The following is a 26513-nucleotide window of genomic DNA, read 5'->3' as shown; positions in this document are numbered from 1 at the left end:
GACTAATCGAGGGGCCGGTCCAGGATCGAGGCCATCTGCGGTGCCGGCGGTGCATCCAATCCGGCAGACGGAGCCTTGAACAGCCAGCTGGCCAACAGCACCAACACCACCACCGCGGCCACCGGCCAGACACTCACCGCCCCCTTGGGCACCACTGGCTTGAGGGAAGCCCGCCCACTGCGCACCGGGGACGGCCGTTGGGAGCGCACCACCGGAGTCCGGCTCACCGGCTTGGGCCGGGCGTCCACGTTCATCTGCAGGGTGCCGGCACGCTCCGCCAGCCCCTCCAGGGGCACCGGCCGGATCACGCAATCAACCCCCAATTCCCGCAGAATGGACTGCAGACTGAAGGCATCTTTGTGGGGCAGCAGCTTTTTCGACAGGGCCCCCTGATTCAGCAACAGTTTGTCCACCTGTTGCGGCTCCATCTTCAATTGACTGGCCAGTGCATCACGCACACTGGTATCGCTGAAGCCTTTCAGCACACCCTGTATGGAAACTTTGAACTTTGGCGCCGACACCGCATTTCCCCCGAAATGATCACTGGTCTCAATGGGCAAAATGCTAAAAAGAAACGCGTCAGGAAACTGTGTACTGCTTCCAACTTTGATAAGAAACGGTGGCTGGGATAACGAAAACGCGGGGTCCCGCAGGCCGCTCACCCCAACTTGGTATACGCCACCCACCCCCATGTTTCCACTTGATTATTAATCAACCAGCTCCGCGTCCTCCAACCGCAAACAACCCAGGGCCAGGGCAAAATTATCCAGGGCCGCTTTCAGCTCCCGGTTCACGTTCAACAGCGTGGAGGTCTCCTGCTCGTCGGCACCGTCATGCAGACCCTGTACGAACAGGGTCTGCTCGGTGTCACGATGGCTTTGCCGAACCTGCTCCTGCAACCGGCCCAACTCCGTGCGCAGATGTGCGGGCTGGTAGTGAGCCTCCAACAGGGTGCCCAATTCCGTCAGGCGCTGCTTCTGCAGCCCCACTTGAGCCTGATAAAACGCCGTCAGGGTGTGCTTTTCAGAATGCCGCAGGAAGGCCAGATTCTGACGAATATCCTTGCCGGACTTGGCCGCATACACCCCGTGACGGGCGGCGTTCAGGTAACGGTGCACCTGCTTCACCTGGTCCGGCGCCACCACACCGGTCTGTACTGCACCGCAGAACTCCAGTATTTCCCCCTCCAGGCGCTTGATCTCATCGTAACTCTCCTCAAAACGCTGCCCGGAGGGAAACGCCTGCTGCAGCCGCTGCTGCATGGCCAGGGTCAGCCGCAGGCTCTCCGGTTCCAGCTTCAGGTTGCGCAAGGTCAGTGCCATCACTTTCACCAGCAGGCACTCCACCTCCCGTGCCACCGCCTCCAGGGATTCCTGCACCAGGGTAGGCGCCACGTTCTGGATATAGGTTCGCACGTCGTCATCCGAGCTCAGAAAACGCCGCTCCAGAAAACGGGAGAACGGTTTCACCCATGGCAACAGCAGCACAATGCCCACCAGGTTAAAGCCACTGTGGAAAGCCACCAGCTGATAGAGCGGATCCTCTACACCGCTGGCATCCACCAGGGACAGCAACAGTGGCAGGCCGAGGAACGCCAGTGTGGCCGTGACCACATTGATGAGCACATGGGCCAGGGCCAGTTGTTTTTTCACTGCCGAGGCCTTGATGCCCCCCAGGGCCAGGGTGCTGGTGGTCCCCAGATCGGCACCAATCACCAATGCCGCCGCCGACGGCAGGTCCACGATACCGGTATGCAGGGCACTCAGGGTGATCATCATGGTGGCCGAGCTGGACTGGATCAGGGCGGTGAACGCCACCCCCACCAGCAGATAGACGATGGCCGGATAGCCCTGCAATACCGACACATCGAAACGGGTCGCCACCTGCTCCATGCTGCTTTTCATGGCATCCAGCCCGAACAGCAACAGGCCGAGGCCGAACAGCATCCGCCCCCAGGCCAGCCAATGCTCCCGCCGCGCCAACAGCACACACCAGAGGGCCCCGCCCCCCATGGCCGGCAGGGCCAGGGCGGCCAGGTTCAGCTTGAAGCCCAGGGTGGCCACAATCCAGCCGGTGAAAGTGGTGCCCAGGTTGGCGCCCAACACCACGCCCACCGCATTGGCAAGCGGGATGATACCGGCCCCCACCAGGGCCATCATCAACAGCCCCACCATGGAGCTGCTCTGCACCAGCATGGTGGTCAGGGTACCCCCCAGCACCGAAGTCACCGGGTTGCCGGTGGAGCGCCGCAGAAAACGCCGGAACGAGCCACTGCTTAACACCCCAAGCGCCTCTTCCAACTGGCTCATGCCATAGAGGAACAGCCCCAGGCCTGCCACGAACGATAATAAGCTCATCCAGATCGACATATAATCCGCTTCGAATCCTGTTCAGGCTGAGTTAAGGTTAGCCCCGGCATCCTGTTCTGGTATGCAGGCAAACGCCGGCCGGAATTCAATTGTACAAGAGGCACTCGTGGAAGAATATCAGGCACTTATCAGCACTCTCGCCCTCACCATGGGGGTTTCCTGGGCCAGCGGCGTCAACCTCTACGCCGCGCTCCTGGTGCTGGGCATCGGTGGCGCCACCGGCAACATTGATCTGCCACCGGACCTGCAATCCCTGCAGGACCCGCTGGTGATCATGGCGGCGGGTGCCATGTATGCAGTGGAGTTCTTTGCCGATAAAACGCCCGGGGTGGATTCCGGCTGGGATACCCTGCACACCTTTGTGCGGATTCCTGCCGGGGCCATGCTGGCAGCCGGAGCAGTGGGGGACGTCACCCCCACCCTGGAAATCGCCGCCGGCATCCTCGGCGGCGGTATGGCTGCCACCTCCCATGCCACCAAAGCCGGCACCCGGCTGTTGATCAACACCTCCCCGGAACCCGTCACCAACTGGATCGCCTCCTTCAGCGAGGACTTTCTGGTGCTGGCCGGATTGTGGGCCGCCCTCAATCACCCCATAGCGTTCCTGATTTTCCTGCTGGTGTTCATTGCCCTGGTGATCTGGCTGTTACCGAAGATTTTCCGCGCCCTGCGCTTGATGTTCCGCAAAATCGGCCAGTGGCTGGGCCTGGTGGAGAAAGACGCCCCCGGCGAACCCCAGCAGCACTATCTGAGCCGCCTGGCACAACTGAAACAGCTACTGGACCAGGGCGCACTGACCCAGGAGGAATTCGAAACGGAGAAAGCCCTGCTGTTGACACAACGTAACCAGGGCAACGCCTAGCCAGATCAGGAACGTCGTCGGGACTGATCCCCCCGGGCCACCCAGGTGTCATAGAACTGGTCCGCCGGGATCGGCCGGTCAAAATAATACCCCTGGTACTGGTAGCAGCCTTTTTCCTTGAGGAAGTTGAGCTGATACTCCTCCTCCACCCCCTCGGCAATGACATCCAGTTCCATCAATCGCGCCATGGCGATGATGGTCTCAACGATGACCCGGTCGTTCTGGTCACTGCGGATGTCCCGCACAAAGGCCTGGTCGATCTTCAGTTTGTGCAGGGGCAGCTCCCGCAAGTACGACAGCGAGGAATAACCGGTGCCAAAGTCATCCAGCGCAATGTGGAAGCCCATTTTGTGGAGCAGGCGCATTTTTTCCACCACCTGGTCCAGGTGATGCAACAGCATGCTCTCGGTGATCTCCAGCTCCAGTTCCGAAGGGCTGATGTCGGCCTCCCGGGCAAAGGCTTCCACCTTCATGGCAAAGTCATCCTGGGAAAACTGGCGGGCGCTGATGTTGATGGCCAGGCGATCAAAACTGTCCGGTAACCCCCGTTCCCGCCACTCCCGCATCTGCTGACAGGCCTTACGCAGCACCCAGTCCCCCAGGGGAATAATCTGCCCGGATTCCTCCGCCGCACGGATAAACAGATCCGGGCGCACAAAGCCCAGGTGCGGCTCCTCCCAGCGCAACAACACTTCGGCACCGATCAACTCGCTGCGATCGTTAAACTGGGGCTGAAAATAGAGGATGAACTGTTCTTCCTCCAGGGCACCCGGCAACAGCATCTGCAACTTCAGGTTCTGCTCAATCTGCTGGTGCATTTCCTTGCTGAACAGGCGCACTGTGTTGCGGCCTTCCTCTTTGGCCCGGTACATGGCGGCATCCGCCTGCTTCATGATGTCATGAATGGTTTCCTGATCCAGGGGGTACAGCGCAATCCCGATGCTGCAACCGATATTGAGTTTATTGCCGGATACATCAAAGGCATCCGCCAATACCGACTGGATCTTCAAGGCCACATTGCGCGCCAGGGAGGCCGCCATGGTGGCGTCGTCGCTGAGTTCCGGCAGCAGCACCACAAATTCATCCCCACCCAGGCGGGCCAGGGTGTCCTCCTCCCGTATCACCTGCCGCAGCCGGTCGGCGATGGCAATCAGCAGGCCGTCCCCAATGGGATGCCCCAGGGAGTCGTTGACGTTTTTAAAATGATCCAGATCCACAAACAGCAAGGCACCACAATGATTGTGCCGCAGCGCCCTGGCCTGCTCCTGGGCCAGCTTGTCATTGAGCATGCGCCGATTGGGCAGGCTGGTGAGCTCGTCATAGAGCACCTGCTGCCGAATCCGTTGCTCCGCCCGTTTGCGCTCGGTGATATCCATGATGCCGGCAATACGGCCGGCATATTCACCCCGGCTGTCAAAAATGATCGCCGTCTTCATGGTGACGTGAATGCGGCGTCCGGTGCGGGAAACGAAATCATAATCCTGATACATTTCTGATATGGGAGAGCGACTGCGCAGCGCCTCCTCCAGCCGGGGGCGGGTACCCGGCTCCGCAAACTCCAGGATGTTGCGGCCGATGATGTACTCCTTGTCGAAGCCCAGTATGGCGGCCATGGAATCGTTGACTAGCGTGGTGAACCCATCCGCATCCAGCACCCAGATGCCTTCCTGAGCCATATCAAACAGCATGCGGTATTTTTCTTCGCTGCCGCGCAACGCGTCTTCGGTGCGACGCTGCACGGTAATATCACTGTGGGTGGCGATGAAGCGCAACGCCTTGCCGCTGGCATCATATTCCACCACCTTGCCCCGCATCAGAATGAAACGTGGATCGCCCATCGGGTGTTGTACGCAATACTCAATGCGACACAGGTCCGACAGCCCCTGGATGTGGCGTTGAATTTTCCGCTCCACAAAAGGCCAGTCGTCCGGGTCCACCAATTGTTTCCAGTCGTCCCAGGTAACGTCCCGCCCCTGGCTCAAGCCCATCATTTTTTTGAACTGCGGTGAAAAATACGTTCTGCCGGTGAGCAGATTCCAGTCCTGTACACCATCCCCTGCGCCTTCCAGAGCGAACACCCAACGCTGCTCACTGCTCTTCACCTTCTGCAAGCTGTTGTGCAGATTGCTGTTCATGCGATTCAACGCCGAGGCCAGTTCCCCCAACTCTTGAAAGCCCTTGTGCCGGAACACTTCCATCTCCTCGCCAGAAGCCACCCGGTCGGCTTTGCGGGTAAGACTCTGCAACGGGCGCAACACGATTTTACGCAACACAATCAGCAACGCCGCCAGCACCACCGCCATGATGCCCCACAGGATTGCCAGGTTCTGCCACACCGATTGGCGGATCAGGGTGTAAGGGCGACTCAGGCTCCACTCCACGTACAGCACACCGATGTTCTCCGGTCGCCTGCCCGCTCCGTTGGCATCCATCACCAGGGGGTAATAGGCGATCAGCAGATCCCGCGGGGCGTTACTGATGAGCACCGGGTTGCGGTTCTCCACCACCCGCTGGAACAAGGCCTGATCGAACTGCGGCAACTGGGTGGCCGCCGGTTGTTCCAACACCACAAAGCTACTGGAGAATTTCACCACGCCACTCTGATCGACCACCGCCGACAAGCGCACGTCGTCCAGCAGATTCAACGCCATCACTTCGCGTTCCACGCTGGCCGGATCCCGATGCCGAAACTCCTTCTCAAAGCGCGCCTGGGACACCATCAGGATGGTCTTCATATTGATTCTGGCTTCGTTGAAGGCATGTCGCTTCAGCACCAGATACTGGTTGTACGCAAACAGCGCCGACAGCAGCGCAAAGCTGACTGCAATCACCAGCACAACCAGGGAAGTAAGAGAAAGCTTCGCGGGCTTCAACCTGAAACCTCCAGCAGCCAGGCCGGCGGATTCTGCGCTTCCGGCTCCCCTTCCACCAGATCGTGGAGGTGCATCACCTCCAACACCCGGCCGAAGGTCTTCTGATAGGGGCTGGGTTGGCCGGAAAACCAGGCGCGGTTATCCTCCAGGGTGGGCAGATACAAGCCGCGAAATGCATGCCGCAGCTGGGCCTTGTCCAGGCGCAGGCGTTTGCTGAAAAATGCCTCCGATTCACTGTGGTGACTGTCCATATAGCGGCGGGCCTCCAGATAGCCGGTCACCAGCTTTTTGAACTGGCGCTCACGGCGTTCCACCACAGGGCGACGGGCCACCAGCACGTCCACCACCAGCTCCGGGGCCTGCCGGGTATCAAACAGTACCTTGCCCCCCAGCGCCAGAAGTCGGGTCAACCGGGGCTCAAAGGTGACCACCGCATCCACGTGCCGTTCCCGCAGCACTCTCTCATGCTCGTCCGCACTGACGTTCACCACCTCAATGGCACTGAAATCGATCCCCTGCTGGTGCAGGGCCTCGGTCAACACGATGGCCCCCAACGCGGTATTTTCCACCCCCACTGACATACCGGAGAGGGAGGTCACGTCGGACGCCAGGGTCACGATGGCGTCCCCGCCACGGGAGTAGTCCAGCACCAGGATAGGCTCCAGGTCCATGCCTTTTGCCATCAGACTGATGGCCTCATCCAGGGTCAGAGCCGCGGCGTCCAGATTGCCGTGGGCCAGAGCCCGCATCACTTCTGTCGCAGAAGACAGTTGAATCACCTCCACTTCCCCATCGAATGCCCCCAGATACTGGGCCAGATAGAGTGGCTCATAGCCTGGCCACAGGTTGGTAGCCACTTTCAGCGGGCGTCCGTCGTCCAGGGTGCAGCCTGGGGCCAGCACCAGCAACAGCGAGGTGACGATCAGTTTCAGCAACTTCATGGATTCAGGGTATTTCCCGCGCGTTTTTCGTTATTTCACTATAGCAATGAAGCTTTTACCCTGCAGGATAGTTGGCAGACTAACGTCGTTGGTTTAGCGAAAGAAGATTTCGAAGGATACGGTGAGGGAGGCGACGCCGGTGAAATCCTCCTCGCGGGGAAACGCCAGCTCCGGCACCACGTTCATATATAACCAGTCTTTATAGAGGTCCCGGCGGTAATCGGCGCTGATGTAATAAGTATCAATTTGGGAGTGGCTGTAGCTGTTGCCGAAAATACCCAGGTGGTAGCCGATGGCGTCGCGGGGCCCCAGATCCTGGAACAAGCTGAATTTTTGCCCGAATTCCAGGGTGTCCTTTTCATCCCGCCAATCCAGATAGGTGCCCGCGCGAAACAGGAACTGTTGCGCCACGATGCGCTCAAAAATGAAATCCGTGCCCGCATGCACCCCACTTGAGTTAAACCATTCGAGAATGCTCTGGAACCTGAACTCCCAGAAATCTCCGATGGAAAACAACCGCTTACCCGAACTTCGCACAAACGGGTCCGGGGGCAGCTTGACCTTCACCCCGGCGCTGAGTTTGGTTTCCCAGTTGCCACTTTCATCGCCTAAGGTACGCAACAGGCCGGCAAACAGCGACCGCTCCTCCGGTGGGCGTGCGGTTTCACTGGAACGCTCCCGCTCTTCCAGCGTTTGCTCGTTATCCTCCTGATAAGCCAGTACCAGCCGGTAGCGTTGTTTGGTGCCGGGCAGATCCAACCGGAATTTGTAGTCCAACTCCGGCTCCAGGTGACCACCTTCAATCCATTTCTGCGACAGGCGCAAGCGCAGATAGGTATCGTTTTCCGTATCCCAGGAGTGGTCACCGGCAAAATACGCATCCATCCGCTCCCCCATCAGGGAGACAGCAGAGGAAATCGTGCGGCGGGAATCCAACAGGTAGGTCACCCCCTGATCCACGTAGCCGGGGCGAGCCCGAGGCACATAAATATCCTCCAACCGCGGGTAACTGAGAAACGGGTCCGCGCCTTCGGCCGGGGTTCGGCTGCTCTGCAGGTCCGGCAGCCTGGCTGGCACATGCTGAGGCGGTTCTGCGTCCAGACGGGGCAATCCCGGGGGCGGGGAAGGGGAAGGCGCGAGGGCGATGGCAGGCAGTGTGGGGTCGGGGAGCAACAACCCGGGGCGGGATTCTTCAGCGGCCCGGGCCACGCCGGCGCAGGCCAAAGCCACTATCCCCAACAGGGTAACCCTCGGTATGCGCACAGACTTATTGCAACCCAGCCACCGGGTTCACTGCCGTGGAACGCAAGCACATATCAATCATCCAACGGTCTGGGCTTCTCTATTCCGTATCCCTGCGCATAATCCACACCCAGCTTCCGTAAGCATTCCACGATCGCCTGGTCCTCCACAAACTCGGCCACGGTTTTCAAACCGGCGGAGTGGGCAATGGAGTTGCAGGCACTGACGATGGCCAGGTCCATGGCATCGTTTACGATATTACGAACAAACCCTCCGTCAATTTTGAGCACGTCAATGGGGATCGCCTTCAGGTAGGCAAACGAACTCATGCCCACACCGAAATCGTCCAGCGCAAACAGGAACCCCAGATCACGAATTTCGGCGATGAACACTGATACCGTCTCAATATTGGAAATCGCCGTGGTCTCGGTGATCTCAAAGCAAATGCTGTGGGGCGGAATGCCGTAGAAATCCTTGCGCTCCCGCACAAAGTCAAAGAAGGTTTCATCATTCAGCGACGAGCCGGAAAGGTTAATAAAATACAGGCCACCCGGCAGGGAGGTGCCTTTGCTGACGCAGCGCTTCACATAGGCAAAGGCATGATTCACCACCCAGCGATCGATCAGGGTCATCAGGTTGAAACGTTCCGCCGCCGGAATAAAAAGCCCGGGGGGGACGATGCGCTCGCCATCTTTCATCCGCACCAGAAACTCACAGTGGCTGGCGGATTCGGACAGCCCCACGATCGCCTGTTTATAGAGCACAAACTCATCCCGATCCAGTGCCTGACGAATACGGGAGGCCCAATGCATCTGATCCCGGCGCTGAGTCAGGTCCTGGTCATTCAGGTCATAGATCTGGATATAACTGCGGCCTTTATCCTTCGCCGCATAACAGGCCATGTCCGCACTGGCCAGCAGCTCCTCAATGGTAGAGCTGGCACGGTTGATCTGCACCAGACCAATACAGGAGGACACCCGGAACTCCTGGCCATCCCAAAGGAAACGGTGTTGCTTGATGGCTTCGTGAATGCGACCGGCCATGGCCGTGGCTTCATTCAGGGTGCAATCCAGCAACAGGATCCCGAATTCATCACCGCCCATGCGGGAGATGTAGTCTTTCTCCCCCAGAATCACCTTAACCACATTGCCGATCTGTTTCAGCAATTCATCACCGGCCACATGGCCGCAGGTGTCGTTGATGATCTTGAACTGGTCCAGGTCCACATAGATGAGGGCGTGTTCCACCCCCTGCTCGAAGGCGCTTTCCAGGGCATGGCCCAGGTGCACCTTGAATTGTTCCCGGTTGATCAGGTCAGTCAATACATCGTGATTGGCCAGATAAGCGGCCTTGCGCTCCACGGCCCGATGGGCAGAGCGCTGCTCCGATTCCCGCAATTCACGCTCCACCACAGGGACCAGGCGCGCCAGATTATCTTTCATGATGTAATCCTGCGCCCCCGACTTCATGGAATCCACCGCCACGTCATCACTGATGGCACCGGACACCACAATCACCGGTGTTTCCGGCTGCATGGCTTTGGTGATTTTCAACGCCTCGGAGGAACCGAAGGCAGGCATGTTGTGGTCGGTGACCACCAGATCCCATAACTGACGATTGAGCGAGGATTTTAATCCAACGGCGCTTTCGACCCGTTCAAACTCACACCGCAGGCCACCTTTGCGTAACTCACGCACCAGCAGCAGCGCATCGTCTTCGGAATCATCTACGATTAAAACTTTGAGGAAGCGTTCCAAGCCCATCCCCCTGGATGATATTTTCTTATTAGTATAGAGCGGGAACGCAGTTTACACCCAACCAGTACTGGCCTAATAACTTAACCTGCGACACAAATTCGTCGAAATCCACTGGTTTGTTAATGTAACTGTTCACACCAATATCGTAGCCGGCCTGCATATCCTGCACTTCATCGGAGGACGTCAGCAGAACCACCGGCAAGCCTTTGGTGCGTTTGTCTTCCCTGATTTTACGCAACACTTCCAGACCATCGAGTTTGGGCAGTTTCAGATCCAGAAATACCACCTTCGGCAAGACCCGGACGTCACGCCCCTGGAACTTGCCTTCACCAAAGATGTAATCCAGTGCTTCCTGACCATCACGGGTGACAACCACCGTATTGGGCACATTGCTCTTTTTAAGCGCACGCAACGCCAACAACTCATCATCAGGGTTGTCTTCTACTAGCAATATAGTCATATCACTCATCTTGGTCTATTCCGAAAGATCCTATCAGAAGGCTGACAGACCACTTCAACATAAAGACTGTGGGTATTTAAGTCAATGTTTTTACTTTTATCCCGAGGCTATCCGAGATTGGATCAGCCGTCTGCGGCAACGGTCACGAGGACACTGTAAAATAGAAGATTGCCCCCCGATTGACTTCACTTTCAGCCCAGATATCCCCCCCATGACGCTGAATCACGCGGGCCACCGTGGCCAACCCCACGCCGGTGCCTTCGAACTCATCCTTGCTGTGCAGACGCTGGAATACACCGAACAATTTGTCCGCATAGCGCATGTCAAACCCGGCCCCATTATCCCGGATGAAATAGATCCCCTCCTTGCAACCGATACTGACCTCCGGTGCCGGCACATGCTGGGTGTATTTGAAGGCGTTATCCACCAGGTTAGTGACCACGATGCGCATCAGGCGCGAATCGCAACGCATGCTCATGCCCGGCTGTACCGTCACCCTGACCTGGTGGGACGGTTCGCGGTCCTGGATATCCTGCACCACCTCCTCGCACATGAGGCTGAAGTCCACGGTGCGGGTCACGATTTCCTGGCGGGTTACACGGGATAGCCAGAGCATGCTGTCGATCAGCGTGCCCATGCGCTGGCTTGCCATCCGCACCCGCTCCAGGTAGCCCAGGGCCGGGCTGTCCAGCTGATCGGCGTAGTCTTCCAGCAAGGCCTGGCTGAAGCCGTCGATGGCCCGCAGCGGAGAGCGCAGATCATGGGATACAGAGTAACTGAACGCCTCCAGCTCCTGATTGGCCGCCTTCAGTTCGGCAGTGCGCTCCTCCACCTTGGATTCCAGTTCAACCTTATGGGACCGCAGCTCCTGATCCCGCTGCTGGATCGCCTCCAGCATTTCATTGAAGGCATCCACCATCTGGCCGATTTCATCATCGCTGGTTTTGGTAGCCCGCAGACTGAAATCCCGGTCGTTGGCGATACTGGTGGCGGTCTTCGCCAGCTCGGATATCGGCGTGGTCACCGCCTTCTGCAGCACCATGGCCACCAGCAGGGACACTGCGGAAATGATGCCCAGCGCGGTCAGCATCATGTAGAAATAGCGCTGGATCTGGCTGTTCACATAATCCATGTTGGCGCTGATGAAGATGGTACCGATGCGCTCGGACTCGGAAAACACATCTTCGATGTGATGATACTTGCCCTGGACAAAACCGCTGGCGTCCGCATGGGGATTATCCGGGCAGGGGGTCGCCCTGACCGAGCCCGGGAAGGAACGCGCCTGCAGGCTCAGGTTGCCATCGTAAATGCACACCACATCGATGGTGTAATCAAAATCCAGGCTGTTGGCACTTTCCTGCAGGGTATTCAGATCCTCAAATTCCAGCGCCGCCGCCACCTGGGAATAGGACACCTTGGTAATCACCGTGATCTCATGCACCAGCTGTTCCCGACTCTGCATGCGCTCATATCCCATGAAGAACACACCCATCAGCACCACACCGGCAAAGATGGTCAGCAGCATCACCATGGTCAGTTTTTGTTTGATGGAGAAGGCTCTCAGAATACTCGACACGATTACTCCACCCTTCTCGCCAGCTGCAGCAGACGGGAGCTGATCTGCAGTTGCACATCCCGGGCGCGGCCCAGGTTGATGTCAAACCGAATCCGGCGGCCTTCCGTCACCAGTCCGATCATGCCTCCGGCATCCACAAAGCCGGGTTCATCGCTGATGGTCAGAATCGGTAGAGTCCCGGTCTGGGGCAGGAATTTGCGGACACTGGCGCCGGAGGTATAGACCACCTGACAGCTGTCGACGGGATCGGAGAGTTTGAGCTGCTTGATCTCCAGTTTGAAACTGCGCACATCGCGGCCGGCCAACTGGTTCAGCTCATCAAAATAGGCATCGGCCCCCAACACGCACACATGCAGGGCTCCCCCGGCCTGTTCAATATATTGAGGCCAGGTGACATATTTGGTGAAGTTGTAGATGAATGCCGCCTTGAGTCGTGCCTCCTCCTCTGCAAAACCCGGGATGGAGCTCATCAACCCTATCCCTAGCACGACCCCCCAAAGCAGCCTTCGACCTGCCTTAACAGGGCTTACAATCCCCTTCAAGTACCATCCCTTATTCGATTCCTTGTTCGGATATTCAGAGTATAGTGTGCAAGCGCATGAATCGCTTTGCTTTTTTTTACAGCCACAACACTTTTGAGCAGCCGTTCAAACAGTTAGGTGGAGGGTTCTAATTTTCACGGTTAAGGTTAGCACCCAATTCCTGCCATTCCCGCGTAAATGAGGCAATCCGAACATGAATCTAGAACCCCTTGCCAACTTCGGCCTGAAGCAACTGGACACCGCTGGCTACTATCTGAGCCGCTACGGCATCACCGACCAGGTGAATCGGCATAACCTGATCGCCATTGCCATGACGGAAAAGGAAAGACTGCTGGGGGAAGTGTCTCGCTTTGAGCTGCGCTACAAAATGCAGAAACGCCGCCTGGAGCAGTTGCGCAAAGAGCTGGACGGTCAGCTGGACGAACTTATTGCCCGCACGCCCAAGGCCGTGGCTGAGCGTTTGTATGTCGCAAAAAACAAAGTAAATTCGTATATTTAAGCGCCAATACAGCCGCTGTTACAACCGCCTGATCTAATCGGGCAACCCTAAAGACTTTATCGTCACATAGGCGTGTACTGCATGCCTCGTTGGTTTAGATTGTTAAGTCCAATAACTATAAAACCGATGAGGGACTATTGTATGTATATCGATGATGTTGTGATCGCGGCCCTGCTCACCGTGGCAGGCACCATAGCGGTGGGCGGCTATGTCATTTATTACTGGCAGCACGACCTGAAGATGAAGCGCCAGGGCAAATCCAAAGCCCACTGACGGTGCTACCCTTCTAACAACCCACCTGTTTGACAAACTCCCTTTCGACAAGGCCACCCTGAAGCAAGGTGGCCTTGTTCGTTATCACTCCGCAAACCCGATCCGCTGCAGAAAGCGCGCTACGTCTTTCAGGTATTTGCCCTGGTCCAGATGCAGAATGTGGTTTCCCGGAAACCAGTGGATATCAGGCCGATCCCAGTGATCCCATAACAAGCGGGCGTGCTTCGGTGGCGCAAAGCGATCACCGGCGCCACCGATGATCATGAGGCGCTCCCGGGGGATCACCGGCTCATAGGTGAGAGGACAATGCACCGCCATGATGTGGCGGGCATCCTTGATCGACACACCGCTCAGCCGCAACCCGGTCTTGATCACCGCACTGGCGGGGAACCATTGCAGCATCAGGTCAAACAATGACACCACCGGCACATTGGGAATACTGAACTGGAGCCGGTCCTCCACTGCCGCCAGCAACGCGCTGGTATACCCCCCCAGACTGATACCGGTCACGCCGAAGCGTGGTACGCCCAGGGACTCCAGGTGGTCCAGGAACAGGCGGAAGTCATAAATCGAATGGGCAATGGTCTCATTGATGTGCGACAGACCGTGGGCGAAATAGCCGTGACCACTGAACGGGGACCACAGGCCCTGGCGATCCCCATGAAACGGCAGGGTATAGAGCAGGATGTCGTAGCCCAGCTTGTAAAACCAGGGCAAGCCCAGGAACAGGCTGTTGACCCAGTAAGGGTCCGCCATAAAGCCATGCACCACGCAGATGGTGGGGCGGGGCCCCCGATTGTGAGTCCAGTACTGTGCCACTGCCTGCCGATTGCGCCGGTTTTTCAGGTAACGCTGCCGCAGGCGGGGGTTCAGCGGCTCAAAGGGGCTCTGGAACACCAACTCCCGGCATTGGCCATCCGGCGGTCGAAAATGCACCCAGCCGGGTTTGCGCTCCCGCACCGCCACCTGCTGTTGCGGTCGGTGGAAAAACCGTTCAGCCCGGTGGCTGGAGGCCAGTTCACGATAAAACGCTCCGTCTTCAATGTCCCGCAGCAGGCGCAGGGGATTGGAGGATAACGGCAGCGCCAGCACCGACACCAGGGAGGCCACCGCCGTGCGCACCGCCAGGTCCATGCCCGCCGTACCATCCACCACCAATTGGGTGGGTAAATCCAGCTCAAAGTCATCCGGGAACTTGTGAAAGCTGGACTCCAGGTTATCCCACCAGGGCTGCTCGGGCATGATCCTCCGCGAATGGCCGTAAGTTTCGTTGGCCACCCGGGAAACCGTTTGATAGGCAGATGACATAGCACACTCCTCGCGACCCTGATATCTGAACAATCTTCAAAAAGTATAGATGGCTCAGTGGGTTGTGCCGGGGTTTGTGCCGGGTTCGGTGCGCGTACCTGTGCCGCTCAATCAGAGCCGGTCAATGGCCTTTTGAATGCGCTGAATACGCTCCTTGTTGGAAGGGTGGGAGCTCAGGAAGCTGCTGTCTGAACCGTATTTGGCCTGCAAGGTGGCGATCGCCCGCTTCATCGCATAGGGGTCTTTGCCCAGGCTGTGCAGCATCTTCACGGCAAACTCATCGGACTCCAGCTCATCCTGCTGGGAGAACTGGGCATTCACTGCCACATAAGCCAACTGCCCCAGTTGCCCCTGGGTGAGTTCCCCCACCATGCCACCCACCGACACGGCCGCCTGCATGGCGGAATCCGTCAGGATCTTCTGCTGCATCTGGGCATAGCTGTGCTTGTGATAAACATGGCCGATTTCATGGCCAATGACGGCCAGCACCTGGTCATCCGGCATGGCGTCCATCAACCCGGAATAAACCCGCACGGTGCCGTCGGCCATGGCAAACGCGTTGACCTCCGGGGCCAGATACACCTTGAAGTCGAACTTCAGCCCCTTGTAGTTCTGCAACCCGGAGGTGATTCCGGCCAGGCGCTGGGCATAGGCACTGCTGGCAGGCGCCACCTGATTCTTGCCATCCATTTCCTTGGCCGCCAGGCTGGCAGTGTGCTTGACGCTCTCTTCATTCAGGGTGACCGCCTGGGCAACACCCATGCCCACCGCCATGGCCTTGTTGGTGTCGAAGCCGCCTTCGGTGGTACAACCGGCCACCGTCAACAGGGCCGCCAGGGTCACAATAGGGGTGATTCGTTTCATAGGGGTTCTCTGTCAGAGTTCGGAGGAAAGCAGATAGTCTAAGAAGAAGTCCATACAATGCAAGCACTTACCCAATGCAAACTCTTACCCAGTGCAAACGCTCACAGGGGAGAGTGCGTGTCCCGTGCGGTCAGGCGGGAGAGGATGGTCTGAACGTTATGATGCACGCCGGCACCCAGCCCCACCATATCCGTAAGCGAGATATTGTTGAGGATCTGGGCGATCAGCTCATTGATGGTGGGCATGTGATAGGCCACTTCGCAACCGGATGACAGCTCGCAACCGCCATCATCGTCACAGCACTCGGTGATGGCCAGGGGGCCTTCCACCGCAGACACCACCTGGGCAATGCTGATCATCTGGGGCAGACGCGCCAGCTGGTAGCCGCCTTTGGCACCCCGCTCGGAACGCACCAACCCGGCCGCCACCAATTGGCGCATCAGTTTACGCACGGTGGGCAGACCCAGGCGAGTGGCTTCCGCCAACTCCTCCATACGCAATTGCTGGGCCGGCGACTTGGCCAGCCGGTTCATGATCACCAAGGCGTAATCTGTCATTTTGCTGATGCGTAACATACAATGCGCGCCCGACGGGGGCTCCGGCAGTGAGGCTTCACGAAAGAATACCAAATTGGTATTGATTTTCAAGGCCGAGTATTTTAGTCTGCTTTCCCGTAGAGAGATCCATTTAGACAGACTTGAAATCACCGACTGCCCGTTCGGGTCGGACCATCGTGACCTGCCCGGAAGCATCTGTACCTCGTGGCCCACCTGCCCACGCAGCATGCTGTGCCCGGTACACCCAGTTACAAGCGGAGACACGCCATGAGCGACGAAATCGAATCGTTAATCCGTCGTGAGTACGAAGCCGGATTCGTCACCAACATCGAATCCGAAACCCTGCCCCCCGGCCTCAATGAGGACGTGATCCGCATTATTTCCGCCAAAAAGAATGAACCGGAGTGGATGCTGCAGTGGCGCCTGGAAGCCTACCGCAAATGGTGTGACATGGAGGCTCCTCAATGGGCTCACCTGCAGCACCCACCGGTGGACTTCAACGCCATCAGCTACTATTCCTCCCCCAAGTCCAAGGACGATGCGCCGAAAAGTCTGGACGAAGTGGACCCGGAAATCCTGGAAACCTTCGAGAAACTGGGCATCCCCCTGCACGAGCGGGCCAAGCTGGCTGGCGTGGCCGTGGACGCCGTATTCGACAGTGTGTCCATCGGCACCACCTATAAAGATGAGCTGGCCAAAGCGGGCGTCATTTTCTGCTCCATCTCTGAGGCAATCAAAGATTATCCGGACCTGATCCAGAAATACCTGGGCAGCGTGGTGCCGCAACAAGACAACTTTTACGCGGCGCTGAACTCTGCGGTGTTCAGTGATGGCTCCTTTGTCTACATCCCCAAGAACACCCGCTGCCCCATGGAGCTGTCCACTTACTTCCGCATCAACGAGCTGAACACCGGGCAGTTCGAGCGTACCTTGATTGTGGCGGATGAAGGCAGCTATGTCTCCTACCTGGAAGGCTGCACCGCCCCCATGCGGGATGAAAACCAGTTGCACGCCGCTGTGGTGGAGCTGGTGGCCCTGGGCGACGCCGAAATCAAATACTCCACGGTGCAGAACTGGTACCCCGGGGACGAAAACGGCAAAGGTGGCATCTATAACTTTGTCACCAAGCGCGGCGTGTGCGATGGCGCCAACAGTAAAATCTCCTGGACCCAGGTGGAAACCGGTTCCGCCATCACCTGGAAATACCCCAGTGTGATTCTGCGCGGCGACAACAGCATCGGTGAATTCTATTCGGTGGCGCTCACCAACGGTTACCAGCAGGCGGACACCGGCACCAAGATGATTCACCTGGGCAAGAACACCAAGAGCACCATTGTGTCGAAAGGTATTTCTGCCGGTCGCAGCCAGAATGCCTACCGCGGCCTGGTGCGCATCTCCCCACGGGCGGAAGGGGCACGTAACTACACCCAATGCGATTCGTTACTGATCGGGGATCAGTGTGGCGCCCACACCTTCCCCTATATTGAGAACAAAAACCCCGATGCCATTCTGGAGCACGAGGCCACCACCTCCAAGGTGAGCGACGACCAGTTGTTCCTCTGCCGCCAGCGCGGCATCGACGAAGAGAAAGCCGTGTCCATGATCGTGAACGGTTTCTGTAAAGAAGTATTCAAAGAGTTGCCAATGGAATTTGCGGTGGAAGCCGGCAAGCTGTTGGAAGTGAGTTTGGAAGGGGCAGTAGGTTAATCATGAGTAAAACACCCTTGTTGGAAGTCAAAGACCTGGTGGCGGAAGTGGATGGCAAGACCATCCTCAACGGTATTTCCCTGACGGTGAATCCCGGCGAAGTGCACGCCATCATGGGCCCCAACGGTTCCGGTAAAAGCACCCTGGCCAACGTGTTGGCGGGGCGTGACGACTACGAAGTGGTGAGCGGCAGCGTCCGCTTCAAAGGCCAGGACCTGTTTGAACTGGAACCGGAAGAACGGGCCCGGGAAGGAGTGTTTCTGGCCTTTCAGTATCCGGTGGAGATTCCCGGCGTCAGCAACATGCAGTTTTTGAAAGCCTCGGTGGACGCCGTGCGTAAACATCGCGGCCAGGAGGAGCTGGATGCGCCCTCCTTCATGAAACTGGCACGGGAACACTGCAAGGAATTGAAGCTGAAACCGGAATTTTTGAAGCGCGGCGTGAATGAAGGCTTCTCCGGTGGCGAAAAGAAACGTAACGAGATTCTGCAGATGGCCCTGTTGGAGCCGAGTCTGGCCCTGCTGGACGAAACCGATTCCGGGCTGGACATCGACGCCCTGCAAGTGGCAGCCGAAGGGGTCAACGCCCTGCGCAACCCGGAGCGCAGCTTCATTGTAGTGACCCACTACCAGCGCCTTTTGAACTATATCGTGCCGGACTATGTGCACGTGCTGGCCGGGGGCAAGATCGTCAAATCCGGTGGTCGCGAACTGGCATTGGAGCTGGAAGAAAAAGGGTATAGCTGGATTCAATAACGGCAGTTGATGATGATGACACCCCACGATTTGAAACAACAGGCGCAACAGCAGCTGGCACAACAGGCCTCGCTGGACTGGCTCAGCCTGCCGCAGAAAGCGCAGGCCACGTTCGCCGCACTGGACATGCCCACCCGCAAGACGGAAGCCTGGAAGTACACCCCGCTGACCGCGCTCCTGAACACCCCCTACTTCGCCCATACCGCCGCCGGCCAGGTGGACGAATCAGCGGCGGCCGATCGCCTGGGGCAACTGGGGGACGTCAGCCGCCTGGTGTTTGTGAATGGCCACCTGCACCCGGGGCTGTCCAGTTACAGCGATCTGGAAAATCAAGGCATTGTGACCCTGTTCAGCAACGCCAACGACGCGCAACGGGAATTGATCAATGCCGAGCTGGGTACCGCGTTTGAGCCGCAACAGCATGTCTTCGCCACGCTCAACTACAGCTGCATTGAAGACGGCGTACTGATCCAGGCACCTACCGATTTCAAAGTGCAGCAGCCCATTCAGCTGGTGTACCTGAGCAGCGGCGAAGCGCAACCCGCCCTGGCCCAAAGCCGGGTCCTGGTGTACGGCGCGGCCGGCTCCAGCCTGGAACTGATCGAACAGTACGACAGCCTGGGTGAAACCAACGTCTTCCACAACCAGATGACCGAAATCAGCCTGCAACCGAATGCACGCCTGACCCATCTGCGCCTGCAGGTGGAACACGAAAGCCTGAGCCAGGTGAACGGTCTGCACGTTAAACTGGCCGCTGGCAGTCATTACGAGCAGCATGCGTTGGCCTTCGGCAGTGCCCTGAAGCGCAACGACATCAATATAAATTTCAACGGCAGCAACGCCTACTGCCGTCTGAATGGCGTATTCCTCAGCAAACACAAACAACACATCGACAATCACTTGAACCTGGAGCATGGGGTCCCCCATTGCAACAGCGACACGGTGTACAAAGGTTTCATAACCGACAGCAGCCGCGCCGTGTTTAATGGTCGCATCCATATTCACAAGCATGCGCAGAAAACCGAAGCACACCTCAACAACAAAAACCTGCTGTTGTCGAAACAGGCAGAGCTGGATACCAAACCGGAACTGGAGATCTACGCCGACGACGTGAAGTGTTCCCACGGCGCCAGCATCGGTAAACTGGATGACAAATCCCTGTTTTATTTTCAGTCCCGCGGCATTGATCGCGCCACGGCGGAAGCCATGCTGTGCCTGGGCTTTGTCAACGAAATGGTGGAGCAATTCCCCAACACGGCGGTGATTGAACTGGCCCGCCAGCGATTGGCGGAGTTCTTCAACGATGTGGACCAGTTGAACCATCTGTGGACCCTGGAGTAAGCGCTATGCGCCCGTTTGACATTGAAGCCATTCGCGCCGACTTTCCCATCCTGCAACAGCAGGTAAAGGGTAAGCCGTTAGTGTATCTGGACAATGCCGCCACCACCCAAAAACCCCAGGCAGTGATGGATGCGTTGCAGCGTTATTACAGTACTATCAACTCCAACGTGCATCGCGGCGCACACACCCTGAGCGATCTGGCCACACGGGAATTCGAAGCTGCCCGCGAAACGGTGCAGCGCTTTATCAATGCGCCATCCAGCAACGAAATCATCTGGACCCGAGGCACCACCGAGAGCATTAACCTGGTGGCCCACAGCTACGGCCGCGCGTTCCTGAAGCCCGGCGATGACATCCTGATTTCCGCCATGGAACACCATTCCAACATTGTGCCCTGGCAGCTGGTGGCCCAGCAGACCGGCGCCAACCTGAAAGTGATTCCCGTCACAGCGAACGCCGAGCTGGATATGGACGCCTTTGACGCCCTGCTGTCGGCAAACACCAAGCTGGTGTCTGTGGTCCATGTTTCCAATGCGCTGGGCACCATCAACCCGGTGCAGACCATTGTGGAAAAAGCCCACAACGTCGGCGCGCTGGTGCTGCTGGACGGTGCCCAGGCCACGCCCCACTGGAGTGTGGATGTGCAGGAGCTGGGTTGTGATTTTTACGCATTCTCCGGCCATAAGGTGTATGGACCAACCGGCATCGGTGTACTCTGGGGCAAGGCCGAACTGCTGGAGAAAATGCAGCCTTACCAGGCAGGCGGCGAGATGATCGAAAAGGTGTCTTTCGACGGCACCACCTTCAACGCCCTGCCCTATAAGTTTGAAGCCGGCACCCCCAACATCGGTGGCGCCATCGGGCTGGCGGCGGCCATCGACTACCTGAACCAGTTCGATCGACAACAACTGGCAAACCACGAACAGGCCCTGCTGGACGCCACCCTGGAACGGGCAGCCGCGGACCCCGCTATCAACCTGATCGGTCGCGCCACCCATAAAGCCGGGGTGTTTTCGTTCCTGCTGGAAGGCGCCCACCCGCACGACCTGGGCACCCTGCTGGATCAACAGGGCGTAGCCGTGCGCACCGGTCACCATTGTGCCATGCCCATCATGGATCAGTTCGCCATTCCGGGCACCGTGCGGGCATCCTTTGCGTTCTACAACACTCTGGATGAGGTGGATCGCTTTTTTGCCGCGCTGGAAAAATCGAAAACTTTTTTGTTATGAACACCTTTACAGGAACCTATGCAGGCCCTGCAGGAATAGAGTGAGAGCAACATGAGCGTTCAAACATTTATTCCCGAACAATCCATCACCCTGACACCGTCTGCCATTCAACATATGGCAGCTGAAGTGGCCAGGAAAGACGGCGTCAATGCCGTGCGCATCTCGGTGAAACCCAGCGGCTGTTCCGGTTACATGTATGAAATGGAACTGGTAGCAGCGCCCGAGCCCAACGACATCACCATTCAGGCGTCGGACCAGTTGACCCTGTATGTGGATCAGGACAGCCTGCCGGTGCTCAAAGGCACCGAGCTGGACTACGTCAAACAGGGATTGAATGCCATCCTGCAGTTCCGCAACCCTAATGCCACCTCGGAGTGCGGTTGCGGCGAAAGCTTCTCGGTGACCAAATGATGATGCAGTCCAGCGCCGAACAACGGATGGTGCCGGTGTTGCGGGATTGCCCGGCACGGGCAGTGCCTTCCGGCACCCCCATCACGCTGCCGAAAAATGCCTTTGTCACCATCACCCAGGCCCGCGGCGGCAACTACACCATCAGTTTCAAAGGCAACCTGGCCCGGGTGGACGGCACCGACGCCGATGCCCTGGGACTGGAAGTGGAAGAACTGGACTTTGGTGAGGTGGACGACGGCGCCCCGCTGTCGGAGCATGTGTGGGCCACTCTGCGCACCATTTACGACCCGGAAATACCGGTGAACATTGTGGACCTGGGCCTGGTCTACGACGTGCAGATCAGCGAGCGTTCCCCCGATCACGATGTGGTGACCGTCACCATGACCCTGACCTCCCCCACCTGCGGTATGGGCCAGGTGCTCGCGGATGACGTGCGCTACCGGCTGAAGAAAGTGCCCAATGTGGACGAAGTGGATGTGGCCATTGTGTTCGATCCACCCTGGTCGCGGGATAAAATATCCGAAGAAGCGCAGCTGGAGCTGGGCATTTTTTAATTTCCAAGGCAACGATTTCAAGGCAACGGCATGAGCGACAACCCTTTCGGCAAGACCATCACCAGTGACGATATTCTGGAGGATCTGGCGTTCTTCGATGATTGGGAAGACCGCTACCGTTACATTATTGACTTAGGCAAAAAGTTGCCAGCCATGCCGGAGGAACAGAAAACCGACGCCAACTTTGTCCATGGTTGCCAGAGCCAGGTCTGGATCAGCGCCCACCACAATGCGGAGGACAACACGCTCAGCTTTCTGGTAGACAGCGACGCCCACATCGTACGGGGGCTGGCGGCCATGGTGATGGCGGCATTCAATCAGCGGACGCCCCAGGCCATCCTGGCATTCGATGTGGACGATTACTTCGGCAAGACCCAGCTGATCCAGCATTTGAGCCCGACCCGAGGCAACGGTCTGAAATCCATGGTCGGAAAAATACGGGCGGCCGCCCAGGCCCGAGCATAGCAGCGCACCCTCACAGCGCCCTATCGTTTTCGTGAATGCCCTATCGTTTTCGTGAAAGAATTACTTTTCTGAGCCCGCCACCGGCCTCATAATCCTGACTGCATTGCCAACCATTACCCCCCTCACGGTAAGGATACATTCCATGCGTCAAACACTGAGCGCCATCGTTTTTCTGTTTATTGCCAGCCTGGCCCAGGCCCAGGATCTCACCGATGCTGAAATCCAGAAATGGGTGAAAGCCTATCAGGCCATCATCAACTGGGCGGAAAGCGCCAACATTGAAGAAGAGCTGGACAACAAAGCCGAGCCCAATGAGTACTCCCGTATTTTCAGCCAGATGATGGAGCACTCCAAAAAGAGCAAGTACTATGACACGCTGGTGGATGTGCTGGACGACAACGGCTATTCCGACCCCACGAAATGGTCTGACACCGGCGATCGCATCATGCTGGCTTACGTCGCCAACGAAATGGACGGCCAGGAAGCGGAAATGAAACAGCAACTGCAACAAATGCAGGCCATGATGAACAGTGGCATGGTACCGCCGGAACAGAAGGCCATGATGGAGCAAATGCTGGCGGAAAGCGGCAAAGCCATGCAAGCCGCATCCGCAGCGCCGGAGGCCGATAAAAAGGCGGTGAAGCGTAACCAGGCGTTGCTCAACAGTATCATGGACCCCGGGGAGTAAACCCTGGAATTTTGACAAGGTTTTCTTAAACTTAGTGAGAGCGTCAGGAACCTGACGCTCTCACCGCCCACCCCGATTTCCCGTCTTTTCTGCCCCCTGTCAGCTGCCAAGTTTGAACTATACTGAAGCTTGGGCTCCGTTTCGGCACAGGCTTTAATTCCCGGCATGCTGGCCACGCGGTTGCCACACACACAGACCACGTACCATCACCTAGCACTGCGGATAAAGAATTTTGTTTGCAATTCAAAGCCATAACCTGATTAGGACGCTGCTCGTTCTCTGCCTGGTCTGCTGCAGCAGTGTCGCGTTGGCTTTGGAGACCATCACCCTCGGGCAACAGACGGAAGAAATCCATCTGACCCGTCAGCATATCGAAATGTTCGAAGACCAGGGCGATCGGCTGACCATTAACGAAATTACAACAAATCGCAGCACGCTGTTGTTCTCGCCCTCAAATCAGGACGTGATCAATCTCGGCCACACCGACAGCTCCATCTGGGTACACTTCCAGGTCGCATTGGAAGCGGGTATCGACAGTGATCAAACCTGGATTCTGGAGTCCGAATTCCCGCTGCTGCAACGCTTTGATATTTTTGTGACCCATGGTGGAGAACTGCTCCAACAATACGGCATCGGCTATTCCATTCCCATGTCGGAGCGTCGCTTGCCACACCGGTTCTTTGCCCAGCCGCTCACCTTCGAACCCGGGCAGGTGTATGATGTATTCATCAATACCAAGCGGGCCGGTGGCAACGTCCAGTTGCCATTGAAGTTGTCCCAGCCTTTACGATTTGTCTATCGCGAACTGGTCCACAACCATGTTTTCGGTTTGTTCTTCGGCGTACTGATCGCGATGATGGCCTACAACCTGTTCCTGTTTTTCTCGGTGGGTAATCGGGCCTATTTTTATTACATCACCTACATCGGGTTTTCTTTCCTCACGTTCCAGACCTTTACCGGCTTCGGCTTTTTGCTGGTGTGGTACAACGCGCCGGGCGTCAACGAATACATTACCCAGATTGCTGCCTGCATGGCCGCCGTCAGTGGACTGATGTTCGTCAAACACTTCATTAAAACCGAGCAGTACGGTCGCGCCATCAACAGTGGCCTGAACCTGCTCGCCTTGATTGGGCTGGGCCTGGCCCTGCTGCGTCTCGGCACCGATTATTTTCTCAGTGCCCAGGTCTCCACCTACATCACGGTGATCAGCATCATCGTGCCCGGACTGGTGTTTTACTGCTGGTGGAAGGGCTCCCGCCCGGCGGCCTTTTTCCTCATTGCCTGGGCCCTGCTGATTGTGGGTATTGTCATGTTCACCCTGGTGTTGTTGGGTCTGCTGCCTTCCAATGCCTTCACCAACAACGCCGTGCTGGCGGGATCGGCTGCCGAGATGCTGCTGCTGTCACTGGGTTTGGCAGACCGCATCAATTACGAACGCAAAGCCAAGTACTCCGCACTGCAGGAGCAGCACAAAGCGGTGGTGCGCCTGAAAGAGGCCGAAGATCGCCTGATTCACCGGGCCCTGCACAGTCGCACCACCGGGCTCCCTAACCGCACCCTGTTGCGCAGTACCCTGGATCTGTTGCTGCAGGAGGAGAGCAAGCCCGGCTTCTCGGTGGTATTGCTGAGCATCAACAACTTCCACGAATTCAACAAAACCCTGGGACACAGCAACGGCGATGCCATTCTGGCCATCCTTACCGAACGCCTGAATTCCCTGAGCCAACACATCAACCACATCGTCCCCATTGAGGACAGCGAGACCCGCCTGCATTACGTGGCCAATGTGGAGGGCGTCAGCTTCGCGCTGCTGGTGCGGGAGCTGGACCCCAACCTGATGCACAAGGTGGTGTGGAACCTGCTGCGCGACATGGAAAAACCGTTCGAGTATCAGGGCCTGACCCTGGATGTGGATGCCACCGCCGGCATTGCCTTTCACCCGGCCCACGGCAACAGCAGTGAAAACCTGCTGCGTAACGCCCACATTGCCCTGGAAGCCGCCGGCAGCACCAATGAAAAATTTGCGGTCTATTCGCCGGAGATCGACCCCTATAACCAGCGGCGTATTTCCCTCTTGGGTGAACTGCGCAACGCCATTGAGCAGGATGGTCTGCAACTGTATTTCCAACCCCAGATTGCCTTGGATACGCTGCAGGTTTCCGGCGCAGAGGTGCTGATCCGCTGGATTCATCCGGAATACGGCTTTATTCCGCCAGATGAATTCATTCCCCTGGCAGAGCGCACCGGCGTGATCCAACCCCTCACCTACTGGATCTGCCGCAAAGCCTTTGAGTTCAAACAGGCACTGTCTGCCCAGGGCTTCGACATCAGCCTGTCCATCAACATCTCCGCACGTAACCTGCAGGACCCACACTTCAAGGATCAGGTCTGCCAGATTGCTCAAGAGACCAACATCAGCCTGGAAAAAGTCATCATGGAACTCACCGAGACCGCGGTGATGCACAACCCGGACGATGCACTGCGGGTAATGGGTGAACTGAGCGCCGCAGGAATTCGCCTCTCCATTGATGATTTCGGGACCGGTTACTCCTCACTGTCGTACCTGAAAAAGCTGCCGGTGAACGAGATCAAAATCGACCGCAGCTTTGTGATGGAGATGGCCAAGAACAACGACGACCAGGTCATTGTGCACACCACCCTTACCATGGGCCACAACCTGAGCCTGGACGTGGTGGCCGAGGGCATTGAAGATGCCGCCACCCTGGACAAACTGAAAGAGATGGGATGCGACCTGGCCCAGGGTTACCACATCGCACGTCCCATGCCGGCAGCGGATTTCTTCACCTGGCTGGCCAACTATCAGACGGAGCCCAAACCGGCGCTCAACATCAAGGGGCTGTGATCACACCAGGTCGTCGGTGCGGGCGGCCAGGATGAAATCGTTGCGGTGCAGGCCACCCAGGCTGTGGGTCCACCAGCTTACCGTCACCTGACCCCATTCCGTCAGCAGGGCCGGATGGTGGTCGAATTGTTCAGCCAGCGCCCCTACCCGGTTGGTGAATGCCAACGCCTGGGCAAAATCCGCAAAGCGGAACACCCGCTGCAGTTTCGGCATCCCGTTTTCCACCACCTGCTGCCACTGGGGCAGCTGCGCCATCCACTCCCTGGCCTCTGCCGCCGTCGCCGGGCGCGCCCCTGGCCCGCAGGCCTCACAGACTTCGGTTTTCAAATCCATAACATTTCCTCACCTGATCGAACACATGCTTACCGGGCCCAGCG

Annotated in this window: 25 protein-coding genes and 1 pseudogene; 12 read left to right on the top strand and 14 right to left on the bottom strand. The window is 57.6% G+C overall.

The window, feature by feature from the left end; translation table 11 throughout:
* Positions 1 to 2 precede the first annotated feature (2 nt).
* Entirely contained in the window at positions 3 to 521 is a 519-nt protein-coding gene (locus D9N14_RS21740; RefSeq protein ID WP_290583789.1) for a hypothetical protein, read from the bottom strand.
* Positions 522 to 707: 186 nt separating this feature from the next.
* On the bottom strand, positions 708 to 2357 hold the full coding sequence (locus D9N14_RS21735) for a Na/Pi cotransporter family protein (protein ID WP_290583787.1): 1650 nt from the start codon (positions 2355 to 2357) through the stop codon (positions 708 to 710).
* A 118-nt stretch (positions 2358 to 2475) separates the two neighbouring features.
* On the opposite strand from D9N14_RS21735, the gene D9N14_RS21730 reads away from it, so the two are divergent.
* Complete coding sequence (locus D9N14_RS21730; protein WP_290583785.1) at positions 2476 to 3231, top strand: DUF4126 family protein; 756 nt, start codon at positions 2476 to 2478, stop codon at positions 3229 to 3231.
* Between the two features lie 5 nt (positions 3232 to 3236).
* Here the strand turns inward: D9N14_RS21730 and D9N14_RS21725 are convergent, their stop codons facing one another.
* From D9N14_RS21725 to D9N14_RS21695, 8 genes and pseudogenes are all read right to left on the bottom strand, one after another.
* On the bottom strand, positions 3237 to 6104 hold the full coding sequence (locus D9N14_RS21725) for an EAL domain-containing protein (RefSeq protein WP_290583783.1): 2868 nt from the start codon (positions 6102 to 6104) through the stop codon (positions 3237 to 3239).
* Positions 6101 to 7045: an ABC transporter substrate-binding protein gene (locus tag D9N14_RS21720; RefSeq protein WP_290583781.1), complete on the bottom strand. Its 945-nt coding sequence runs from the start codon at positions 7043 to 7045 to the stop codon at positions 6101 to 6103. The genes D9N14_RS21725 and D9N14_RS21720 overlap by 4 nt, the downstream gene beginning before the upstream one ends.
* A gap of 93 nt (positions 7046 to 7138) precedes the next feature.
* Positions 7139 to 8284, bottom strand: coding sequence for a hypothetical protein (locus tag D9N14_RS21715; RefSeq protein WP_290583779.1), 1146 nt, complete (start codon positions 8282 to 8284; stop codon positions 7139 to 7141).
* Positions 8285 to 8361: 77 nt separating this feature from the next.
* Positions 8362 to 10044 carry an EAL domain-containing protein gene (locus D9N14_RS21710; RefSeq protein ID WP_290583777.1) on the bottom strand — a complete coding sequence of 561 codons (1683 nt, stop codon included), beginning with the start codon at positions 10042 to 10044 and terminating at the stop codon, positions 8362 to 8364.
* Positions 10045 to 10072: 28 nt separating this feature from the next.
* Complete coding sequence (locus D9N14_RS21705; protein WP_290583775.1) at positions 10073 to 10504, bottom strand: response regulator; 432 nt, start codon at positions 10502 to 10504, stop codon at positions 10073 to 10075.
* A gap of 142 nt (positions 10505 to 10646) precedes the next feature.
* Positions 10647 to 11240 (bottom strand): sensor histidine kinase, encoded by a 594-nt coding sequence (locus D9N14_RS22750; RefSeq protein ID WP_411267970.1) that lies wholly within the window; start codon positions 11238 to 11240, stop codon positions 10647 to 10649.
* A 153-nt stretch (positions 11241 to 11393) separates the two neighbouring features.
* Positions 11394 to 11546, bottom strand: a pseudogene (locus tag D9N14_RS22745) (HAMP domain-containing protein); the annotation flags it as partial.
* Between the two features lie 536 nt (positions 11547 to 12082).
* A complete protein-coding gene (locus D9N14_RS21695; protein WP_290583771.1) occupies positions 12083 to 12550 on the bottom strand; it encodes a YfiR family protein in 468 nt (155 codons plus the stop codon).
* A gap of 265 nt (positions 12551 to 12815) precedes the next feature.
* Here D9N14_RS21695 and D9N14_RS21690 point away from each other — a divergent pair, with 265 nt between their 5' ends.
* Complete coding sequence (locus tag D9N14_RS21690; RefSeq protein WP_290583769.1) at positions 12816 to 13121, top strand: hypothetical protein; 306 nt, start codon at positions 12816 to 12818, stop codon at positions 13119 to 13121.
* 141 nt (positions 13122 to 13262) lie between these two features.
* Positions 13263 to 13394, top strand: coding sequence for a hypothetical protein (locus D9N14_RS21685; RefSeq protein WP_290583767.1), 132 nt, complete (start codon positions 13263 to 13265; stop codon positions 13392 to 13394).
* 84 nt (positions 13395 to 13478) lie between these two features.
* On the opposite strand, the gene D9N14_RS21680 is transcribed toward D9N14_RS21685, so the two are convergent.
* The 3 genes from D9N14_RS21680 to D9N14_RS21670 all read right to left on the bottom strand — a co-directional run bounded on the left by D9N14_RS21680 (position 13479) and on the right by D9N14_RS21670 (position 16141).
* A complete protein-coding gene (locus tag D9N14_RS21680) occupies positions 13479 to 14702 on the bottom strand; it encodes an alpha/beta hydrolase family protein (RefSeq protein ID WP_290583765.1) in 1224 nt (407 codons plus the stop codon).
* A 111-nt stretch (positions 14703 to 14813) separates the two neighbouring features.
* On the bottom strand, positions 14814 to 15566 hold the full coding sequence (locus D9N14_RS21675; protein WP_290583763.1) for a M48 family metallopeptidase: 753 nt from the start codon (positions 15564 to 15566) through the stop codon (positions 14814 to 14816).
* Between the two features lie 101 nt (positions 15567 to 15667).
* Complete coding sequence (locus D9N14_RS21670; protein ID WP_290583762.1) at positions 15668 to 16141, bottom strand: SUF system Fe-S cluster assembly regulator; 474 nt, start codon at positions 16139 to 16141, stop codon at positions 15668 to 15670.
* Between the two features lie 249 nt (positions 16142 to 16390).
* On the opposite strand from D9N14_RS21670, the gene sufB reads away from it, so the two are divergent.
* From sufB to D9N14_RS21625, 9 genes are all read left to right on the top strand, one after another.
* Positions 16391 to 17830, top strand: a complete 1440-nt coding sequence (sufB, locus tag D9N14_RS21665) for a Fe-S cluster assembly protein SufB (protein WP_290583760.1) — start codon at positions 16391 to 16393, stop codon at positions 17828 to 17830.
* 17 nt (positions 17831 to 17847) lie between these two features.
* Positions 17848 to 18585 (top strand): Fe-S cluster assembly ATPase SufC, encoded by a 738-nt coding sequence (gene sufC, locus D9N14_RS21660; RefSeq protein WP_290584169.1) that lies wholly within the window; start codon positions 17848 to 17850, stop codon positions 18583 to 18585.
* A 12-nt stretch (positions 18586 to 18597) separates the two neighbouring features.
* On the top strand, positions 18598 to 19926 hold the full coding sequence (sufD, locus tag D9N14_RS21655) for a Fe-S cluster assembly protein SufD (RefSeq protein WP_290583758.1): 1329 nt from the start codon (positions 18598 to 18600) through the stop codon (positions 19924 to 19926).
* 5 nt (positions 19927 to 19931) lie between these two features.
* On the top strand, positions 19932 to 21155 hold the full coding sequence (locus D9N14_RS21650; RefSeq protein ID WP_290583756.1) for an aminotransferase class V-fold PLP-dependent enzyme: 1224 nt from the start codon (positions 19932 to 19934) through the stop codon (positions 21153 to 21155).
* A 51-nt stretch (positions 21156 to 21206) separates the two neighbouring features.
* Positions 21207 to 21566, top strand: a complete 360-nt coding sequence (locus D9N14_RS21645) for a HesB/IscA family protein (RefSeq protein ID WP_290583754.1) — start codon at positions 21207 to 21209, stop codon at positions 21564 to 21566.
* Positions 21563 to 22120 (top strand): putative Fe-S cluster assembly protein SufT, encoded by a 558-nt coding sequence (gene sufT / locus D9N14_RS21640; protein WP_317622660.1) that lies wholly within the window; start codon positions 21563 to 21565, stop codon positions 22118 to 22120. Before D9N14_RS21645 ends, sufT begins: the two co-directional genes overlap by 4 nt.
* Positions 22121 to 22150: 30 nt before the next feature.
* On the top strand, positions 22151 to 22585 hold the full coding sequence (locus D9N14_RS21635) for a SufE family protein (RefSeq protein WP_290583752.1): 435 nt from the start codon (positions 22151 to 22153) through the stop codon (positions 22583 to 22585).
* A gap of 142 nt (positions 22586 to 22727) precedes the next feature.
* Entirely contained in the window at positions 22728 to 23273 is a 546-nt protein-coding gene (locus D9N14_RS21630) for a hypothetical protein (protein WP_290583750.1), read from the top strand.
* 307 nt (positions 23274 to 23580) lie between these two features.
* A complete protein-coding gene (locus D9N14_RS21625; protein WP_290583748.1) occupies positions 23581 to 26136 on the top strand; it encodes an EAL domain-containing protein in 2556 nt (851 codons plus the stop codon).
* On the opposite strand, the gene D9N14_RS21620 is transcribed toward D9N14_RS21625, so the two are convergent.
* A complete protein-coding gene (locus D9N14_RS21620; RefSeq protein ID WP_290583746.1) occupies positions 26137 to 26469 on the bottom strand; it encodes a 4a-hydroxytetrahydrobiopterin dehydratase in 333 nt (110 codons plus the stop codon).
* Between the last annotated feature and the right edge of the window lie 44 nt (positions 26470 to 26513).

The sequence above is a fragment of the Ketobacter sp. genome (assembly GCF_003671495.1).
Lineage (GTDB): Bacteria > Pseudomonadota > Gammaproteobacteria > Pseudomonadales > Ketobacteraceae > Ketobacter.
Note: the sequence above shows the minus strand (reverse complement) of the source record. Positions and strands in the feature narration are given on the sequence as shown.

Excerpts from the sequence above, each read along its gene's own strand:
- D9N14_RS21735 (WP_290583787.1), bottom strand. The coding sequence starts at position 2,357 with ATGAGCTTATTATCGTTCGTGGCAGGCCTGGGGCTGTTCCTCTATGGC.
- D9N14_RS21720 (WP_290583781.1), bottom strand. The coding sequence starts at position 7,045 with ATGAAGTTGCTGAAACTGATCGTCACCTCGCTGTTGCTGGTGCTGGCC.
- D9N14_RS21705 (WP_290583775.1), bottom strand. The coding sequence starts at position 10,504 with ATGACTATATTGCTAGTAGAAGACAACCCTGATGATGAGTTGTTGGCG.
- D9N14_RS21695 (WP_290583771.1), bottom strand. The coding sequence starts at position 12,550 with ATGAGCTCCATCCCGGGTTTTGCAGAGGAGGAGGCACGACTCAAGGCG.
- D9N14_RS21690 (WP_290583769.1), top strand. The coding sequence starts at position 12,816 with ATGAATCTAGAACCCCTTGCCAACTTCGGCCTGAAGCAACTGGACACC.
- D9N14_RS21685 (WP_290583767.1), top strand. The coding sequence starts at position 13,263 with ATGTATATCGATGATGTTGTGATCGCGGCCCTGCTCACCGTGGCAGGC.
- D9N14_RS21680 (WP_290583765.1), bottom strand. The coding sequence starts at position 14,702 with ATGTCATCTGCCTATCAAACGGTTTCCCGGGTGGCCAACGAAACTTAC.
- D9N14_RS21675 (WP_290583763.1), bottom strand. The coding sequence starts at position 15,566 with ATGAAACGAATCACCCCTATTGTGACCCTGGCGGCCCTGTTGACGGTG.
- D9N14_RS21670 (WP_290583762.1), bottom strand. The coding sequence starts at position 16,141 with ATGTTACGCATCAGCAAAATGACAGATTACGCCTTGGTGATCATGAAC.
- sufB (WP_290583760.1), top strand. The coding sequence starts at position 16,391 with ATGAGCGACGAAATCGAATCGTTAATCCGTCGTGAGTACGAAGCCGGA.
- sufD (WP_290583758.1), top strand. The coding sequence starts at position 18,598 with ATGATGACACCCCACGATTTGAAACAACAGGCGCAACAGCAGCTGGCA.
- D9N14_RS21650 (WP_290583756.1), top strand. The coding sequence starts at position 19,932 with ATGCGCCCGTTTGACATTGAAGCCATTCGCGCCGACTTTCCCATCCTG.
- D9N14_RS21645 (WP_290583754.1), top strand. The coding sequence starts at position 21,207 with ATGAGCGTTCAAACATTTATTCCCGAACAATCCATCACCCTGACACCG.
- sufT (WP_317622660.1), top strand. The coding sequence starts at position 21,563 with ATGATGATGCAGTCCAGCGCCGAACAACGGATGGTGCCGGTGTTGCGG.
- D9N14_RS21635 (WP_290583752.1), top strand. The coding sequence starts at position 22,151 with ATGAGCGACAACCCTTTCGGCAAGACCATCACCAGTGACGATATTCTG.
- D9N14_RS21630 (WP_290583750.1), top strand. The coding sequence starts at position 22,728 with ATGCGTCAAACACTGAGCGCCATCGTTTTTCTGTTTATTGCCAGCCTG.
- D9N14_RS21620 (WP_290583746.1), bottom strand. The coding sequence starts at position 26,469 with ATGGATTTGAAAACCGAAGTCTGTGAGGCCTGCGGGCCAGGGGCGCGC.